Annotated in this window: 14 protein-coding genes; 9 read left to right on the top strand and 5 right to left on the bottom strand. The window is 74.7% G+C overall.

The annotated features are described in order from the left end of the window. The 5 genes from AB0D08_RS26385 to AB0D08_RS26405 all read left to right on the top strand — a co-directional run. Positions 1-699: class F sortase (locus AB0D08_RS26385; RefSeq protein WP_359892136.1), on the top strand; the 699-nt coding region annotated here is incomplete at its 5' end. A gap of 156 nt (positions 700-855) precedes the next feature. After that, positions 856-1,647 (top strand): hypothetical protein, encoded by a 792-nt coding sequence (locus AB0D08_RS26390; RefSeq protein ID WP_359892139.1) that lies wholly within the window; start codon positions 856-858, stop codon positions 1,645-1,647. Positions 1,648-1,715: 68 nt separating this feature from the next. Further along, positions 1,716-2,417 carry a two-component system response regulator CseB gene (gene cseB / locus AB0D08_RS26395; protein ID WP_033825734.1) on the top strand — a complete coding sequence of 234 codons (702 nt, stop codon included), beginning with the start codon at positions 1,716-1,718 and terminating at the stop codon, positions 2,415-2,417. Further along, positions 2,414-3,634, top strand: coding sequence for a HAMP domain-containing sensor histidine kinase (locus AB0D08_RS26400; RefSeq protein ID WP_359892142.1), 1,221 nt, complete (start codon positions 2,414-2,416; stop codon positions 3,632-3,634). Before cseB ends, AB0D08_RS26400 begins: the two co-directional genes overlap by 4 nt. A 203-nt stretch (positions 3,635-3,837) precedes the next feature. Continuing rightward, positions 3,838-4,722 carry a YhjD/YihY/BrkB family envelope integrity protein gene (locus tag AB0D08_RS26405; protein ID WP_233289431.1) on the top strand — a complete coding sequence of 295 codons (885 nt, stop codon included), beginning with the start codon at positions 3,838-3,840 and terminating at the stop codon, positions 4,720-4,722. Positions 4,723-4,760: 38 nt separating this feature from the next. Here the strand turns inward: AB0D08_RS26405 and AB0D08_RS26410 are convergent, their stop codons facing one another. The 3 genes from AB0D08_RS26410 to AB0D08_RS26420 form a co-directional block, all read right to left on the bottom strand. Continuing rightward, positions 4,761-6,182 carry a DUF2252 domain-containing protein gene (locus tag AB0D08_RS26410; RefSeq protein ID WP_033825724.1) on the bottom strand — a complete coding sequence of 474 codons (1,422 nt, stop codon included), beginning with the start codon at positions 6,180-6,182 and terminating at the stop codon, positions 4,761-4,763. A gap of 161 nt (positions 6,183-6,343) precedes the next feature. Next, positions 6,344-6,592, bottom strand: a complete 249-nt coding sequence (locus AB0D08_RS26415) for an amphi-Trp domain-containing protein (protein ID WP_082527225.1) — start codon at positions 6,590-6,592, stop codon at positions 6,344-6,346. Positions 6,593-6,725: 133 nt separating this feature from the next. Continuing rightward, positions 6,726-8,789 (bottom strand): phosphocholine-specific phospholipase C, encoded by a 2,064-nt coding sequence (locus AB0D08_RS26420; RefSeq protein WP_359892146.1) that lies wholly within the window; start codon positions 8,787-8,789, stop codon positions 6,726-6,728. A gap of 416 nt (positions 8,790-9,205) precedes the next feature. Here AB0D08_RS26420 and AB0D08_RS26425 point away from each other — a divergent pair, with 416 nt between their 5' ends. Continuing rightward, entirely contained in the window at positions 9,206-9,889 is a 684-nt protein-coding gene (locus tag AB0D08_RS26425; protein WP_359892149.1) for a three-helix bundle dimerization domain-containing protein, read from the top strand. A 138-nt stretch (positions 9,890-10,027) separates the two neighbouring features. Here AB0D08_RS26425 and AB0D08_RS26430 read toward each other — a convergent pair whose 3' ends face one another. Next, positions 10,028-11,677 carry an MFS transporter gene (locus AB0D08_RS26430; protein WP_359892152.1) on the bottom strand — a complete coding sequence of 550 codons (1,650 nt, stop codon included), beginning with the start codon at positions 11,675-11,677 and terminating at the stop codon, positions 10,028-10,030. A 157-nt stretch (positions 11,678-11,834) separates the two neighbouring features. Here AB0D08_RS26430 and AB0D08_RS26435 point away from each other — a divergent pair, with 157 nt between their 5' ends. From AB0D08_RS26435 to AB0D08_RS26445, 3 genes are all read left to right on the top strand, one after another. Continuing rightward, positions 11,835-12,578, top strand: a complete 744-nt coding sequence (locus AB0D08_RS26435) for a hypothetical protein (RefSeq protein WP_359892155.1) — start codon at positions 11,835-11,837, stop codon at positions 12,576-12,578. Between the two features lie 360 nt (positions 12,579-12,938). Then, entirely contained in the window at positions 12,939-14,369 is a 1,431-nt protein-coding gene (locus tag AB0D08_RS26440) for a cytochrome P450 (protein WP_359892158.1), read from the top strand. Positions 14,370-14,468: 99 nt separating this feature from the next. Next, the gene (locus AB0D08_RS26445) at positions 14,469-15,128 is read left to right on the top strand and encodes a DUF4240 domain-containing protein (RefSeq protein WP_359892161.1); all 660 of its coding nucleotides are present in this window, start codon (positions 14,469-14,471) and stop codon (positions 15,126-15,128) included. Here AB0D08_RS26445 and AB0D08_RS26450 read toward each other — a convergent pair. Continuing rightward, positions 15,110-16,897: a serine/threonine-protein kinase gene (locus tag AB0D08_RS26450; protein WP_359892164.1), complete on the bottom strand. Its 1,788-nt coding sequence runs from the start codon at positions 16,895-16,897 to the stop codon at positions 15,110-15,112. The genes AB0D08_RS26445 and AB0D08_RS26450 overlap by 19 nt on opposite strands. Positions 16,898-16,923: the final 26 nt, after the last annotated feature.

Genomic DNA, 16,923 nt, shown 5'->3' on the forward strand with positions numbered 1-16,923 from the left:
GGTGTCGCCGCGCGGGGTGGTGCCGTCCCGGTGGCCGGTGCCGCCGGCCGGCTCCTCCGTGCCTGGCCGGGCGCGGCCGCGGCGGTCGGCGCACTCAGCCTCACCCTCGGCGTCGTGGTGGTCGCCTGCGGCTCCGACCACCCGCCGGTCCGGATCGGAGCCGCCCAGCAGGTACCGGCCACCTCCGGCACCCAGGCGCCCGCCACCGGCACCACCGGCACCACTGCCACCACGGGTACCGCGGGCACAGTCCCCGCCCCCGTCCGGCTGGAGATCCCCCGGATCGGGGTGGACGCCCCCGTCCAGGCCGGCGGACTCAACGCGGACGGGACCGTGGAGGTCCCGCCACTGGACCGACCCGACCTGGTCGACTGGTACCGGGGCGGCCCCGCGCCCGGCCAGATCGGCCCCGCAGTCCTGCTCGGCCACCTCGACACCCACAAGGGCCCGGCCGTCTTCGGCCGGCTGCCCCAACTGAGGCCCGGTGACCGGATCGACATCCGCCGCCAGGACGGCAGTTCGGTCTCCTACCGGGTGCGCGAGCTGCGGCAGTTCGCCAAGAGCGAGTTCCCCACCGAGCTGGTGTACGGGAACACCGAGACCGCCCAGCTCCGGCTGATCACCTGCGGCGGCACCCTCGGCAGCAACGGCCACTACACCGACAACATCGTGGTCCTCGCCGACCTGGCGACCCCCTGACCACCGACCCCCTGACCACCGACCCCCTGAGCACGGCCCCCTGACCACCGATCCCCTGACCACCGGCCCCCGGACGGCGCCCGCCGACGGGTGTTGCAGACTGGACCACCGACCCGGCGCCCGACGCGTCATCGCAGCTCCCGAAAGGCGCACCCCGTGAGGACCTGGCCCCGCCGCACCGCCCTGGGGCGGTGCGCCGCCCTGCTGGCGCTCACGGTCGCCGCACTGACCGGCTGCTCCGACGCCGGGCAGCTCCACGACGCCGGCGTGACCCGGCCGGTCACCGTCCACCCGAGCCCCCAACTGCTCTGGCCGGCCGCCGCGGTCACCCCCTCACCCGCCGCCGCACCGCCCACCGACCAGCCGCCGCCGGCCGCGCTGCCGGGGGTCACCGCGGCCACCGGCGACCTCCGCGGCCTGGACGCCGCCACCGTCCTCGCCCACGACCCGGGGCTGCCGGAGGACGAGCGGGCCGCCCTGGCCGGCTGTCAGGGCTGCGAGCTGCGGCCCGCGCAGTACCGCGACCTCGGCGGCGACGGCCGGCCGGAGCTGATCACCGCCGTGGTGACCGCCGCCCACCACGCCTACCTGCACGTCTACACCGCGCGGGACGGCCAGGTCTTCCCGGTGCTGGCCCAGAGCGTCCTGGCCGGGTTCACCGCCGACACCGCCGGAACGGAGCTCGTCGTGCACGAGCCCAACGGTCCGGACTCCCAGACCGACACCAGGTACGGCTGGCGGTCCAACCGGATGCTGGTGACCGACCGGCAGATCAAGGGCACGGGCCCGACCGCGACCCTCTGCGCGCCCACCGCCCCGGCACCCCGGCCGACGGCCGACCCGTCCGAGGACGACGGCAGCCCCCGGCGCGGAGCGCCCCAACCCGCCGTCTCCGCCGTCCCGAGCCGCTCGGCGCCGTCCGCCGCCCCTGTGAGGCCCACCTCGTGAACCCGGCAACCCACCACCCGGCACCCCACCACCCCGCCGGCGCGGCCCCGGCGGCCCCCGCCCCCCGGATCCTGCTGGTCGAGGACGACGAAGTGATCCGCGAGGCGACCAGGATGGCCCTCGAACGGTACGGCTTCCCGGTGGAGACGGCCGGCGACGGCCTGGAGGGGCTCGAGCGCTTCCGCGCCCAGCCCCCGGACATCCTGCTGCTGGACGTGATGCTCCCGCTGCTCGACGGGGTCGGGCTCTGCCGCCGGATCCGCGAGGAGAGCCTGCTCCCGATCCTGATGATGTCCGCCCGCACCGACCCGATCGACGTCATCTCAGGCCTGGAGGCCGGGGCCGACGACTACATCACCAAACCCTTCGAGAGCGCCGTCCTGGTCGCCCGGATCCGTACCGTGCTGCGCCGCACCGGCCTCGCCCCCCGGCCGGCCGCCGAGGCACCCGCCGACGTCCCCGCCCCGGCCGCACCGCGGGCCGTCCGGGTGATCGACGGCCTGGAGCTGGACACCGACGCCATGGAGGTCCGGGTGGACGGGCGGCCGGTCCCGCTCACCCCGACCGAACTGCGGCTGCTGCTGGAGTTCACCGCCGCACCCGGCGTGGTGCTGGAACGCCAGATCCTGCTCGAACGCGTCTGGGACTACTCCTGGGGCGCCGACAGCCGGGTGGTGGACGTCCACGTCCAGCGGCTGCGCGCCAAGATCGGGGCGGGCCGGATCGAGACCATCCGGGGCTTCGGCTACAAGCTGCGGCGGGCCGGATGACCCTGCGCCGACAGATCGCCGCCACCGTCGCCCTGGTCTCTTTCCTGGTCGCCCTCACCCTCGGCCTGCTCGTCCACCAGGCCTCCGTGCACCAGCACACCGCACAGGCCAGGAAGTCCGCGCAGAACGCCCTCGACTCGCTGCTCACCGGGTACGACCGCACCGGCGAGCTGGTGGGCTGGAACACCGTCCCCGACGACCCGGCCCTCCCGGCCGAGCTGCGCCGCCTCGCCGAACGCGGCCGCCAGGGGACCATGCTCGGCCCCGGACCCGACGGCACCGCGATGTGGGGCGCCGCCGGGATCGGCGGCGGCACCGAACCGGTCCAGGTGGTGTCGGTCCGGGTGGACTACGCGGACGACGAACGGGCCATCGCCGAACTCGACCGGACCATCCTGGTGTCGGCCGCCCTCGCCGTGGTGGTGACGGTGCTGGCGGGCGTCCTCGCCGCCGACCGGATCAGCCGCCGGCTGCGGATCGCCGCCCGCACGGCCCGCACCATCGCCCGGGGCGACCTGGCCGCCCGGATCGGCTCGCTCGGCCGCCCGCGCGACGAGGTCGCCGAACTGGCCGCGGCGGTCGACTCGATGTCCGCCGTGCTGAGCAGCAGGCTGGCGAGCGAACAGCGCTTCACCGCCGACGTCGCGCACGAGCTGCGCACCCCCCTGACCGGGCTGCTCACCGCGGCCGAACTGCTCCCGCCGGGCCGGCCCACCGAACTGGTGCAGGGCCGGGTCCGGGTGCTGTGCAGCCTGACCGAGGACCTGCTGGAGGTCTCCCGGCTCGACGCCCGCGCCGAACGCCCCGAACTGACCGTCGTCCCGCTCGGGCCGGTGGTCACCCGGATGGTGGCGGCCGCCGGGTCCCCGACCGACCTGCTGATCGTCGCCGGCGCGGTCGTCACCACGGACGTCCGCAGGCTGGACCGGATCGTCTCCAACCTGGTCGCCAACGCCCACCGGCACGGCCGCGCCCCGGTCGAGGTCCGGGTCGACGGGGCCCGCCTCACCGTCCGCGACCACGGCGCCGGCTATCCGGAGGACATCCTGAGCGAGGGGCCGCGGCGCTTTCGCACCGGCGCCCGCGAACGCGGCCACGGCCACGGCCTCGGCCTGACGATCGCGCAGGGCCACGCCGAGGCCCTCGGCATCACCCTGCACCTGCGCAACGACCCGGCGGGCGGCGCGGTCGCCGAACTCCGGCTGCCCACCGGCTGACCGCCGCCCCCGGCGGCTCGCTCCCGTACGGACGACGCGCGGGCCGCGGGGCCGCGTCGGAGCCGGATCCGGCGCGGCGGTGGCGCTACGCTCGCGTTGTCACAGCACGGTCCGCAGTCCGAGGAAGGGGGCCGGGGCCCATCAGGCGGGAGCGCCTCACCAGGACACTCACGTTCTGGCTGCGTCCGGCGTTCGCGCTGCGAGTGGTCAACCGGTTCCAGCGGGTGGCCGGCTTCGACCGCTCGATGGCACTGGCCTCCAGCGCGCTGACGGCCCTGATCCCGCTCGCGGTGCTCGGTGCCACCGTGCTGACCCGCTTCGGCCCGCCGGACGTGGCGAGCCGGATCATCAACCGGTACGGCCTCACCGGGGGCGGGGCCACGGCGGTCAGGCAGCTGTTCGAGCCTTCGGTCGCCACCGACGGCGGCCTGGACATCCTCGGGTTGCTGTTCCTGCTGCTCTCGGTGCTGAGCTTCACCCGCGCCACCCAGCGGCTGTTCGAACAGGCCTGGGAGCTGAAGCCGCTGAGCGTCCGCAACACACCGAACGGCCTGCGGTGGGTGCTGGGCCTGGCCTGCTACCTGACGGTCACCGGCTGGGTCTGGGTCGCGCTCGGTGGCACGCCGTTCGGGCTGGCCGCCTCGCTGTGTGAGGTGCCGCTGACCGCGGTGTTCCTCGGCTGGAGCGGCCGGGTGCTGTCCGCCCGGCGGATCGGCCGGCGCGACCTGCTGCCCTTCGGCGTCATCGTGGCGGTCCTGGAGGCCGCCTACTCGGTCGGCACGACCGTCTACCTGCCCCACCTCTTCAGCTCCTACGCCACCCGCTACGGCTCGGTGGGCGCGGTCTTCGCGATGCTCTCGGCCCTGTTCGGCCTGATGTTCGTCTTCGTCGGCTCGGCCGCGCTCGGCCGCGAGGTGGCCGTCGAACTCGACCGGATCCGCCACGGGCGGCGCCCGCCCGACGACGAGGTGCGGCACCAGTGGGACGTCCTGCTGGAGCAGCTGCGCTCGCGCTGGCGGTCCGCCCGAGGACAGCTCCCCTCCCGGGACCGCCGCGACCCCGGCCCGGCCGGGCCGCCGGAGAACTGAGAGCCCGGGGGCGCGGTGGTCGGGCGCGGCGGTCGGGTTCAGGCCTCCTCGGCGGTCACCCGGCCGGACTTCACGGCGTCGAGCAGGGCCTGGTGGTCCCGCTCGTTCTGGTCGGCGTAGCTCTCGGCGAACCTCACCAGCGCCCGGTCGAACACGTCCCCGCCGCCCAGGTAGGCGGCGATGCCGATCCGGTCGCCCGACCTGGCGTGGGCACGGGCGAGCGTGGCGCCGCACAGCTCGCCGAACAGCTCGAGTCCGCTCGGCACCATCATCGACGGGTCGACGATGCCCTTCCAGTCCCGCAGTTGACGCACGTAGAAGTCGCGCTCCACGCCGTCGGGTGCGAGCACGTGCTCCCAGCCGAGGAAGATGTCGCTGGTGGCCTGCATCAGCCGCTGGCCGGCGACCACCCGCTCGCCCTGGGTGGCGTACCGGCTGGCGCCGGCGTGCGCGGCGAGCACGGACTCGTCCGCCTCCTTGGCCTGGAGGAACAGCGGATCCTCGCCGTCACGGCCGAGCAGCAGCACGATCCAGCACCGGGTTCCGACGCTGCCGACGCCGACCACCTTGCGGGCCATGTCGACCAGGGTGTACTCGCCGAGCAGGTGCTGGCGGTCCGACTGGAGGGTGCTGCCGTAGCGGCCGATCAGGTTGCGGAGCATGCCCTCCAGGACCTGGCGTTCGACCCGGGGCAGCAGATCGGTGAGGCGGGTGACCACGGGAGGCTGCGGGGCGATCCGGCGCTTGCCGCCGACCACCTCGGTGAGCCTCTCGAACGCCTGCATGGTGTCCCGGGTGCGGGCCTTGGCCAGGGCCTTCGACAGCTCCTTGCGGCCGCGCCGGTGCAGCCGGCCCGAGGCCACGGCCTCGAGGGTCTCCGCGTCGGCCTGGGTGTACCAGACCGGGAGGTTGCCCATCCCGGCGAAGCGGCGCATCCGCTGCCGGTAGGAGCGGACCGTCGTCCGGACGATCGCCGCGCGCTCCGCCTCCGAGAAGCCGTTCTCACGGGCGGCGATGACCATGCTGGTGGCCAGCCGTTTGACGTCCCACTCCCAGGGGCCGGGCAGGGTCTCGTCGAAGTCGTTGATGTCGAAGACCAGGCGCCGCTCGGGGGAGGCCAGCAGGCGGAAGTTGAGCAGGTGAGCGTCGCCGCACAGCTGGGCCCGGATCCCGGAGGCCGGGGTGTCGGCCAGGTCGCTCGCCATGATCGCGGCGGCGCCCCGGTAGAACCGGAACGGCGACTCCGACATCCGCCCGTAGCGGATCGGCACCAGCTCCTGGACCCGAACGGCGGACTGCTTCTCGATGATCGCGATCGGATCGGTCCGCTGCCGGCCCGGGTCGTAGTCGCCGTGGCCGGAGCGGGGCGAACGCGCACGGGCCGCCCGGCCGTCGTCGGCGCGTTCCCGCGGGGAGCGCCAGGTCAGACCGGGTACGGCGATCGCCGAGTTCCTCGACATGTCAGGGGCCTCCAGGGCTCGTCCCGATGATCGGCCCGCATCCGCCGCGGGCCGGGAAGCTCCGCTCCGTGCTTCGCTTCCATGCTGCTCGCGACGGGACCGATCCGCGCGTTGCGCCGACCGGTGCGGGCCGCCCACCGCCCGGCTGCCGCCGGCTACGGCTACGTCGTGGCCCCGTCGGCCGCGGCGGTCGACCACTTGAACTCGATCTCCAGCTCGACCTCCCCGTCGCCGACCTCCACCTCGATCTCGCCGCGCAGGTCGTCGGGGATCCGGAAGCTCAGCACCCCCGGGCCGAGCTCCAGCTCGGCGTTGCCCCCGCGACGCAGCGCGTCGGCGAGCGCCGAGAGCTGGTCGGCCGCCTCCGTACGCGACAGCGACTGCTTCTGTTCGAACTTCAGGTCCTTCACCGGTGCCTCCGTGGTGCTCGGCAGCGGGTGCGGCCGGGGCCGCACCCCGCAATCCAGCGTGCCACGCCCGCCGCCGCCCGCCACTCCTGCGGCGGGCCGGCGGCGGGTGCGGCGGGCTACCGGGCCCGGCCGGTCAGCCGCTGACGCCGGCGGCGCCGGTCTCGATGTGGCCGGTGGCCCGGCGGCTCCAGGCGGCGTCGCTGCTGACGGTGACGGTGAAGTCGTACCAGCCGTGGGCGATGGTGACGGCGTTGAAGTAGTCGGACACCGTGGCGCCCGGCGCGACCTGGTACGTCCAGGTCCCGGTGCGGTAGTTGTTCGAGGTGACGGTGAAGGTGACGGCGCTGGTCCCGGTGTTGGTCAGCTTGAACCACAGCGCCTGCTTGCCGGTGTCCGGCGCGGGCGCGTAGGAGGTGGACGCCTCGGCGGCCTTGCCGGCGGTGGTCGCGTTGCCGGCGAAGCGGCGCAGGAAGCGGTTGGGGCCGAGCACGGTGAGGTCGTACTGGCCGTTGCCGTAGTTGGCGCCGATGTTGAAGAAGTCGCTGGTGCTGCCGTCCGTGCCGGTGGCGGCGTTGTGCGGGGCCACCGTGTACTGCCAGGGGCCGCCGCTGCGGTACGCGTTGGCGTGGACCGAGTAGTGGGCCCAGGCGGTGGCCTGCGGACCCTGGTTGGCCAGGTCCAGCCAGAGCAGGATCTGGTTGTTCGCGTTGTACTCGATCCGGTCCACCCAGGCGTTGGGCTGGTAGGGCAGGGCCCGGGCGGGCTTGGTGCCCGCCTCCTGGACCGGCATCGCGTTGGTGCCGGGACTGGGGTTGATCATCGTGTTGGCGGTGGCCTGGCTGATCGTCGCACTGGTGTCGGGCAGCGCCGGCAGGCCGTAGACCGGATTGGCGAAGTCGAAGGCACCGGTGAGGTCGCCGCAGACCTGGCGGCGCCAGGCGCTGATGTTGGGGCAGACGGCCGGGGTGCCCAGGGCGGCGGTCCAGGTCTCCAGGAAGCGGATGACGCTGGTGTGGTCGTACACCCGGGAGTCCACCCAGCCGCCGCGGGTCCACGGCGAGGCGATGATCATCGGGACCCGGAAGCCGAGGCCGATGTTGGTGCCGTTGTAGAACTCCCCGGCGGTGCCGGCCGGCGCGGCGGGCGGGGGGACGTGGTCGAAGAAGCCGTCGTTCTCGTCGTAGTTGAGGAACAGCACGGTGGAGTTGAAGGTGGCCGGGTCGGCGGCCAGCGCCTGCACGACCAGGTTCACGAAGTGCGCGCCGTTCTCCGGCGGGCCGTCGGGGTGCTCGGAGAACAGCTGGTTGGACACCACCCAGGAGACCTGCGGCAGCCGGCCCGCCAGGGCGTCGGCCCGGATCGCGGCCGCGATGTCGTCCGGGGTCGACCCGGTGCTCGGCACGGACCCCATGCCGCGCTGCGCGAGCTGGCTGGAACCCGGGGCGCCGGTGAACTGGTCGAAGTAGGCGAGCGCGTTGTCCCCGTAGTTGTCGGAGGCGTTCTGGTACACCTTCCAGCTCACCCCGGCGTTCTGCAGCGCCTCGGCGTAGGTCTGCCAGCGCAGGCCCTTCTCGTCGCCGCCGTCCCAGGCCGGGCCGCCCGCCGTACCGGCCGGGTCGATCGTGCCGGACCACAGGTAGGTGCGGTTGGGCCCGGTCGCCGATAGGATCGAGCAGTGGTACGCGTCGCAGATCGTGTAGGCGTCGGCGAGCGCGTAGTGGAACGGTATGTCCTCGCGCGCCATGAAGCCCATGGTCCGGTCCGAGCCCTTGGCCGCGATCCAGGAGTCCATCTTCCCGTTGTTCCACGCCTGGTGCTGGGTCGACCAGGAGTGGTCCAGCGAACCGTCGCACTGGGCGAGCTGCTCGCCGCTGACGCCCCACCACCAGGTGTTGGTCTTGCTGAGCTGCCACGGGTACTGCCGGCCGCTGCCGTTGGGCTGGTTGAAGACGCTGGTGCCGCCCGCGATCTGGAGGGCGGTGCGGTCCCCGAAACCGCGCACGCCCTTCATCGCGCCGAAGTAGTGGTCGAAGCTGCGGTTCTCCTGCATCAGGACCACGACGTGCTTGACGTCGCTGATCGTCCCCGTGGTGGCGGCCGCGGCGTCGGCCGCGGTGCCGGGCAGGGACTCCAGGCCCATGGCCGCGCCGAGGGCGGCGGCGGAGCCGAGGAAGGTACGGCGGGTGAGAGGTGACACCGGGACTCCAAATGGCCAGACAACTTTGAGGGCCCTGGGACTATCGGGTGGTCAAGTGTCGTCCGGCGGTGGGCCGGATGTCGATGGGGTGAAGCGTTGCCGACGCCCTTGATTTCGAGGGGAGTTGGACACCTGGAACGGGTGGCCGCCACCCGCCTGCGGGGCACCCTCGGCCGGCCGGGGGCGCCCGGCGGACGACGACGGGCCGGACGACCACCACGGATGGTCCCTCGGCCTTGCCGCGCCCCCTCACCGGACCGACGCGACCGGCCGACGGCCGAGTGGCTGGGGCGCGCGAACGGGCGTGCGCGTCGCTCACGCGCCGGGCGCCCGGCTGCCGCAGAATGCTGGGAACCGGGGGCTGCGCGGCCGTGAGACCCGCGGACGGGCCCGAGTCGGAACCGATCGCGAAGGGCGTGGGCCGGGTGCAGTCGCTGGTGCTGGAGAACTGGGCGGTGGAGTGGGCCCGGCAGGCCCGGGAGGTCCCGGGCGGGCAGATCGCCGCGGGGCTGCTGGTCGATCTCGTGGCCGACCCGCACCAGCACCTCGCCCGGAGCGCCACCTTCCCGCTCGGAGCCGCGGCCGCCGCCCTGCGGACCGAGCCCGCCGCCCTGCAGACCGCCCTGAGGAGCCTGGCCGACGCCGGACTGCTCGTCCTGGCCTGCCACGATACGACGGGACCCGAAGGGCGGGTCGCCGTGGTGACCCTCACCGCGCCGGCCACCACGGCCGGCCACCGGACGCGGACGGGCACCACCCACGAACCCCCGACGGCACCCGCACCCGACTCCGCTCCGTCCACGGCCGGGCTGCCGGACCCGGCGGGCCGGGGGAGCGCGGGCCGGGGGAGCGCCGGCCCAGGAAGCACGGGCCGCCTGCACACCGCGGACCAGGAGGCGGTGGACCGGCTCGCCGGCCGCCTCACCGCCGCCCACCCCTTGGTGGCCCCGGCCACCGTGGCCGCCCTGGTCGCCACTGCCTACCAGGAACTGCGCGCGGCCAGGATCAGGACCTTCGTACCGGTCCTCGTGGAGCGCCGGGTCAGGGCGCTCCTGCGCGCAGCGGCCCGGCCGGACGCCCCGCCAGTACCGGAGGGGTGACGGCACCCGGCGGACCGGACTGCCGCGCCACGCCACGCGCCGCTCCGACGAGGCCGGGGCCAGTGTCGGGTCGGGCGCGTGAACAGGCCACCACCGGGCGCCGCTCCGCCGCGACGGGCGCGACCGGCCCCGGAGCGCTCAGGAATCGTCGGACGCGCTGCCGGTCCGAGGCGGGGGAATGGTGGAGCGGGGCTGGGTCGCCGGGATGCGCTGGGTGAAGAACAGTGCCGTCAGCCCGGCGAGCGCGAGGACGCCGAGCGCGGCCCGCAGGCCGTCGAGCCGGGCGTCGGCGTTTGCGTCGAGGACCGCCTGCGTCACCGCGGTGTCCGCGCCCGCCTCGTCGAGTGCGGCCGTGAGCTGGGCGTCGGACAGGAACGGCGCGCCCGCCGAGAGCTCCGTGCCCGCCCGGGTCTTGACCTCGGACGGGATCGCCGGGCTCTGCTCCACGGTGGTGAGGAACGACGTGGTCAGCACGGCGATCATGATCGAACCGGCCAGCGCGGTACCGATCGAGGCCCCGAGGTTGGTGACGGTGTTCTGGACGCCACCGACCTCCGCGCTCTGCGAGTCCGGCACCGCCGACACGGTCACCGACCCGAGCTGGGAGGCGAGCGCCCCCATGCCGAACCCGATCAGCAGCAGCGGAAGGGTGACGATCTCCGCCCCCGCGTCCGCGTCCAGCGCGGCCAGCAGCACGACCGCCCCGGCCAGCATCGCCGAGATCCCGCTGCGCACCACCCGCCGCGGCGAGACGTCGGGGAGCAGCTTCGGGATGAGGACCGCGGCCGCCAGCAGGGTGAGCGACAACGGCAGGATCCGCACGCCGGTCATCAGCGCGGAGAGGCCGAGCGCGACCGAGAGGTAGAGCGGGACGACGAAGAAGACACCCATCTGCACCAGGTACTGGAAGAAGAACATCGTCAGACCGCCGGTCAGCTGACGGTTGTGCAGCAGCGCCGGATCGACCAGCGGCTCCTCGCCCCGCTCGGCGAGGCGGTTCTCACAGCGGAGGAAGAGCCAGGTCAGGAGCAGGCCGCCGAGCATCAGCCAGACCACCGCGGAGACCCCGAGCCAGGCGGGCGCGTCCGGCTTCGGTACGAACCAGCCCCACTCGCTCGAGCGCAGCACCCCGAGGACGAACAGCCCGATCCCGGCCGCGGACAGCACGGCGCCGGGGATGTCGATGTGCGGGCGCCGGCCCGGTGGCGCGTCCGAGACCCGGCGCGCGAGCGCGAGGATGCCGAGCACCACGACGACCTCACCGGCGAACACCCATCGCCAGGAGAAGTACGTCGTCGCCACGCCCCCGATCAGCGGGCCGAGCGCGACGGCGACCGCACCCGCGGCGGTGACCAGGCCGTACGCCGCCGGGCGGCGCTCCACGGTGAAGTTCCCGGCCACCAGCGCGACGATCGCGGGCAGGATCAGCGCCGCGCCGATCCCCTCCAGCAGCGACCAGCCGACCAGCAGCACCGGCAGGTTCGGGGCGAGGGCCGTGGTACCGGATCCGGCACCGTAGATCACGCAGCCGATCGTGAACGCCCGCTTGCGGCCGATCAGAGCACCGACCTTGCCGCCGGTGATCATGAACATCGCCATCACCAGCGTGTACGCCGTGATCGCGCCCTGCAGCCCGCTCACCGTGGTGCCCACGTCCTCGGCCACGGTGGCGATCGAGACGTTCATGACGGAACTGTCCAGGGCCATCAGGAACTGCCCGGCGGCCAGCGTCGCCAGGACGAGGGTCGCGCCTCCCGCCGCCTTCGGCCCACCTGCTCCGCCTGCCATGGGCGTAGCCTGCCACAGCCCCCGCAGGCCGCCGCCCGACCCGCCGGGCCACCCCGCAGATTGTCGGGCCCACCCCCGAATCCGCCCGGCGGCCCCGGCGACCCCGCCGACACGCGCCCGGACCGCAGTGTCAGCGGTGCCTGGGAGACTCCGGCCCGTGCTGATCGACGGATACGAGGACGGGCCGCTGGTCGCGGGTGAGCGGCTGCTCGAACGTGCGGGGTTCTGGTCCAACCACCTCCTGGACATGTGCCGGTTCACCTCGGGCGGGGCCCGGCCGGTGCCCGAGTGGTTCGGTGACGACGGCGCCGACGCCGGCGCGCTGTCCGAGGTGCTCCTGGACGAGCGGGCGTGGCCGGCGTTCCGCGTCCCGTTCGGGGCCGGCCACCGCGTTGTCCACGTCCACCGGAACTTCGTCGACGAACCCGGCACCGACCACCTGCTGACACACTCGAGCTGGCCGCGGGCGGAGACCCTGTCCAGCTTCGACGGCGACCTGTACGGCCCCGGCCTGTCCTGGCGCGAACTCACCCACATCGCCGACACGCCCGACCCCTCCGCGCCCGGCGTCCAGGACGTCGCGGCCCGACTGCTGCTCCTGCTTCCGGCGCTCGCCGACGACGAGCTGCCGCCGGATGCGGCAGCGCGGGTGAGCGCCGCCCTGACGGCCGTCGGCGCACCCGAGGACTCCGCCGGGCGGACGGCCGACCACCTCTTGGGCAACCGGCAGCCCGCAGCGTGGCGACCCGACCTGAGCGGTTCCCCGCTGAGCGGAGGCGACCACCGGCCCGCCGGGGCGGCCTCGGACGGATCCGCGCTGCTCCAGGCACTCGACCTCACCCGGTCGCAGAGCGACGCGCTCGCCCGCGCCCTGGGATGCGCGGCGCTGCCGCCGTGGTGACGGTGTCCGCGGCCGGGGGGCCGAGCCGGTCGCGCGGGTAGCACAGCGGCTCCGGGCCGGGTGGCGGTTTGGCCCGCGCGCCCCCCTGATGGGCGAACTCGGTTGCGGAGTGCGGTGCGGGAGGTCGGGATGGGGCAAACCTGGTGCCCGGGTGCCTCGACGGTGCCTGCGGTGCGGGCGGGCAAGTCGACTGCGCCGCGCATGATCTGACGTTCGATCAGGAGCGTGTTCTGAACCTCGGCCACGCGGAACCCGGCCCGGCCCACCGCCTCCCCGCCGTGCGCCGGGGGCGGACCCGTGCGCCTCCGGGGCCGGCCGTGCCGACCACCACGACCGCCCCGCGCCCACCCCGGAGATGACGTGACCACCCCCTTTCCTGCCGACGGCCCTTCCGGCCCGCCGCCCGGCTGTCCCGCCCACGGCCTCGCCGCCGAGGGGCTGCGGCGCCTGTACGGGCCGGAGGCCGAGGCCGACCCCGCGGCCCTGTACGAGAAGCTGCGGGCCGAGCACGGGGAGGTGGCGCCGGTCCTGCTCCACGGAGACCTGCCGGCCTGGCTGATCCTCGGCCACACCGCCAACCTCACCGCGATGCGCACACCCTCGCGGTTCTCCCGGGACTCGCGGCGCTGGACGGCGTTCCAGCAGGGCCTGGTGACGGCGGACTCGCCCCTGATGCCGGTGATCGCCTGGCAGCCGCTGTGCGTGTTCGCGGACGGCGAGGAGCACCGGCGGCTGCGCGCGGCGGTCACCGACAGCCTGAACCGCTTCGACCGGCGCGGGATCCGCCGCTACGTCACCCGCTTCGCCGACCAGCTGATCCAGGAGTTCGGGCCGACCGGCCGGGCCGAGCTGGTGGCCCAGTTCGCCGAGTGCCTGCCGATGCTGGTGATGACGCAGGTCGTCGGGATGCCCGACGAGTACGGGCCCCGGCTGGTGGACGCCGCCCGGGACCTGATGAAGGGCACCGAGACCGCCATCGCGAGCAACGACTACGTGGTGGCGACCCTGCGCCGCACCATCGAACGCAAGCGCGTCACCCCCGGCCCCGACCTGGTGTCCTGGCTGATGCAGCACAGCGCCGGGCTCACCGACGACGAGGTGCTGGAACACCTGCGGGTGGTGCTGCTCGCCGCGAACGAGACCACTGTCAACCTGATCGCGGACACCTTGAAGCTCGTCCTCACCGACCGGCGGTTCCGCGCCGACCTGTCCGGCGGCCACATGACGCTGCCCGATGCCCTGGACCAGGTCCTGTGGGACTCCGCGCCGATGTCGCTGGTCGCGGGCCGGTGGGCGACCGGCGACACCGAACTCGGCGGCCAGCAGATCAAGGAGGGCGACATGCTGCTGCTCGGCCTCGCCGCCGGCAACGTCGACCCGGCCGTCCGCCCCGACCTGTCGAAGCCGCTGCACGGCAACCGCTCGCACCTGGCCTTCGGCGGGGGGCCGCACGAGTGCCCCGGCCAGGACATCGGCCGGGCCATCGCGGACACCGGGATCGACATCCTGCTGACCCGACTGCCGGACCTGCAACTCGCCATCGACAAGGACGAGTTGACCTGGACCTCGGCCTGGCTGTCCCGGCACCTGGTCGAGCTGCCGGTGCAGTTCTCGCCCCGGACGGTCGAACGGACGGCGCCGACCGGGCCCGGTGACCTCCTCACGCCGTCGACACCGCCGCCCCCGCCGCTCCACGTCCGGCAGACGGAGACCCCGGCCGCGCCGCCCGCCGTCGTACCGCGGCAGCGGCGCGGCTGGTGGCAGGCGCTGACCGGCAGGTTCCGGCGCTGACCCGGGTGTGGCGCGGTCTCCCCGGAGCTCCCCGAGGCCCCTGGCTGTCACATCGGACCTCCGGGGGCCTGTCACAGCCCCGCTCTACGCTCGGCGGCCATGGAGAGCGATGACTGGTGGGCCCTGATCGAGCGGGCGCGCGCCCTGGCCGGCGACCGTGCCCCTGACCGGGACCCGCCCGACGATCCGCTCCCCGCGGCGCTGGTGGAGGTACTCGCCGGGCTGGCACCGGCGGAGATCGCCGACTTCCGGGTGCGGGCGGACGGGGTGGCCGGCTCGGCGTACCGGCGGCCGCTGTGGAACGCCGCGTACCTGATCGAGGGCGGGTGCGGGGACGACGGCTTCATGGACTTCCGCGACGGACTGATCCTGCTCGGCCGGGAGACCTTCACCCGCGCCGTGGCCGACCCCGACTCCCTGGCCGCCCTGCCCGTGGTGGTCCGGATGAGCCACGACGAGGGCGGCTGGGTCGGCTTCGAGTCGCTGGACCACCTGGTGGCGCAGGCCTACCGGAGGGCCGTGGGCGAGTCGGAGTCCCTCCGTACGGCGGTGGCAGCCGCCCTGCGCGCCGCAACCGCCGCAACCGGCGTGACCGGCGCGACCCGCGCGAGGGAGCCGGCCGGGCGCGGCTGGGACCCCGAGGACGACCGGGCGGCCCGGCGCCACCTGCCCCGGCTCGCGGCGCTCTTCCTCGACCGGACGGACCGAGGCCCCGCCGCGGATCCCGCCGGGGCGGAGGGTCAGCCGGTCCGCCGGTAGAGGCCGAGGGAGATCCGGACCGGCCCTTCGTCGGGGGAGGCGTCCAGCACCCGTACGACGGCGATGTCGCCGCCGGCGCGGGCCCGGACGCAGAAGGCGCGGCCGCTGCGCAGGGTGCTGAACGGAAGTGCGGCGGCCGGCCGGCTCTCGACGCCCTTGACGCAGTCGTCGGGGGTGAGCGGGCCGTCGGCGGCGATGTAGGTGTCGCTGTCCTCGGGGACGAAGAAGTCGGTGGCGCTGCGGCCGAGGTACCAGGCGGCGTTCTCCTGCGGCGCGACCCGGCCGGCCTTGAGGTCGAACTCGTAGGAGGGATCGGGGGAGGTCAGTTCGGTGCCCGCGTACACCGGCGTGTACCCGGCGGCCGCGCCCGGGGTGGGCGTGGAGGCGGGGACCGGTGCCGCGGAGGCCGTGGTCGTGGCCGGCGCCGTGACCGGGGCCGAGCCGGCGTCGGTCGGGCCGCCGTCGGCTTCGGCGTCGGCCTCGTCGGCGCCGAGCAGCGGGGGGAGCAGGAGGACGGCTGCCGCGGCACCGGCCAGCAGGGCGGCCGTCACGGTCAGCGCCGTCCGCCCGCGCCCGGCGGCCCGGCGCCGCCCGGACCGGCCGGGCTGCTCGTCGGACGGCCCGCTGGACGGCCCGTCGTACGACGGCTGCGCGCCGCCGGGGAGGGGAGTGTCGCCCGGCTGGGGTGCCAGGACCGCCGTCGGTGCCGGTGCCGGTGCCGGTGCCGCGGTCGCTACCGGTACCGGGCGGGGCACGAGCGCGGTGCGGGCCTCGGCCGGGTCGGTCCGGCGGGTGTCGAGGGCGCCGAGGCTGTCGAGGGTGGTGGCGGGCCCGGCCGGTGTGGTGGGCAGGTCGGCCCGGTGCAGGAGGTCGGTGCTGACCTGGTGCGGCAGCCAGTCCTCGGTGAACCGGAGGTGGCCGCCGACGGCGGGGTGGTCGCGGGCGGCCTCGATGATCCGGTCGGTGCCGGGCCGCTGCTCCGGGTCCTTGGCCAAGCAGCCGAGCAGCAGCCCGCGCAGGGCGGCCGGTACCCGGGAGAGGTCCGGTTCCTCGTGCACTGCCCGGTACAGCGTGGCGGACTCCGGGCCGTCGCCGAACGGCGGCGCGCCCGCGCTGATGTGGACCGCGAGGGCGCCGAGGGCGAAGACGTCGGTGGCCGGGGTGGCGGGCCGGCCGAGAACCTGCTCGGGGGCCATGAAGCCGGGGGAGCCGATCCGCAGGCCGGTCGAGGTGAGCGCGCTGGTGTCGGCGGCCCGGGCGATGCCGAAATCGATGACGCGCGGGCCGTCGGCGGCGATCAGGACGTTGCCGGGCTTGAGGTCGCGGTGGACGACACCGGTGGCGTGGACCGCCTGGAGGGCCTCGGCGATGCCGGCGATGATCAGCAGGACGGTCCGCTCCGGGAGCGGGCCGAACCGGTGGACCACCTGCTGAAGCGAAGGGCCTGCCACGTACGCGGTGGCCAGCCAGGGCAAGGGGTCGTCGACGCCGGAATCGACCACCTGGGCGGTGAACAGCCCGTGGATGCGCCGGGCGCTGGCCACCTCCTGGGCGAAACGGTGCCGGAACTCCGCGTCCTGCGCCAGCTCCGGCCGGACCACCTTGAGCGCCACCGGCCGCCCGCCCCGGGTGTACGACAGGTAGACCCGCCCCATCCCGCCGACGCCGAGCCGTGCCACCAGCCGGTAGCCGCCGACCTCCCGGGGATCGTCCTCGGACAGTGGCCGGAAGGTCGGGGGAGGCGGGAACCCGCGGTCTCCGGTGGTCACGATGGCTCTCCAGCGGTCGGGGGCGG

It is taken from the genome of Kitasatospora sp. NPDC048540 (genome assembly GCF_040651175.1).
Classification (GTDB): domain Bacteria; phylum Actinomycetota; class Actinomycetes; order Streptomycetales; family Streptomycetaceae; genus Kitasatospora.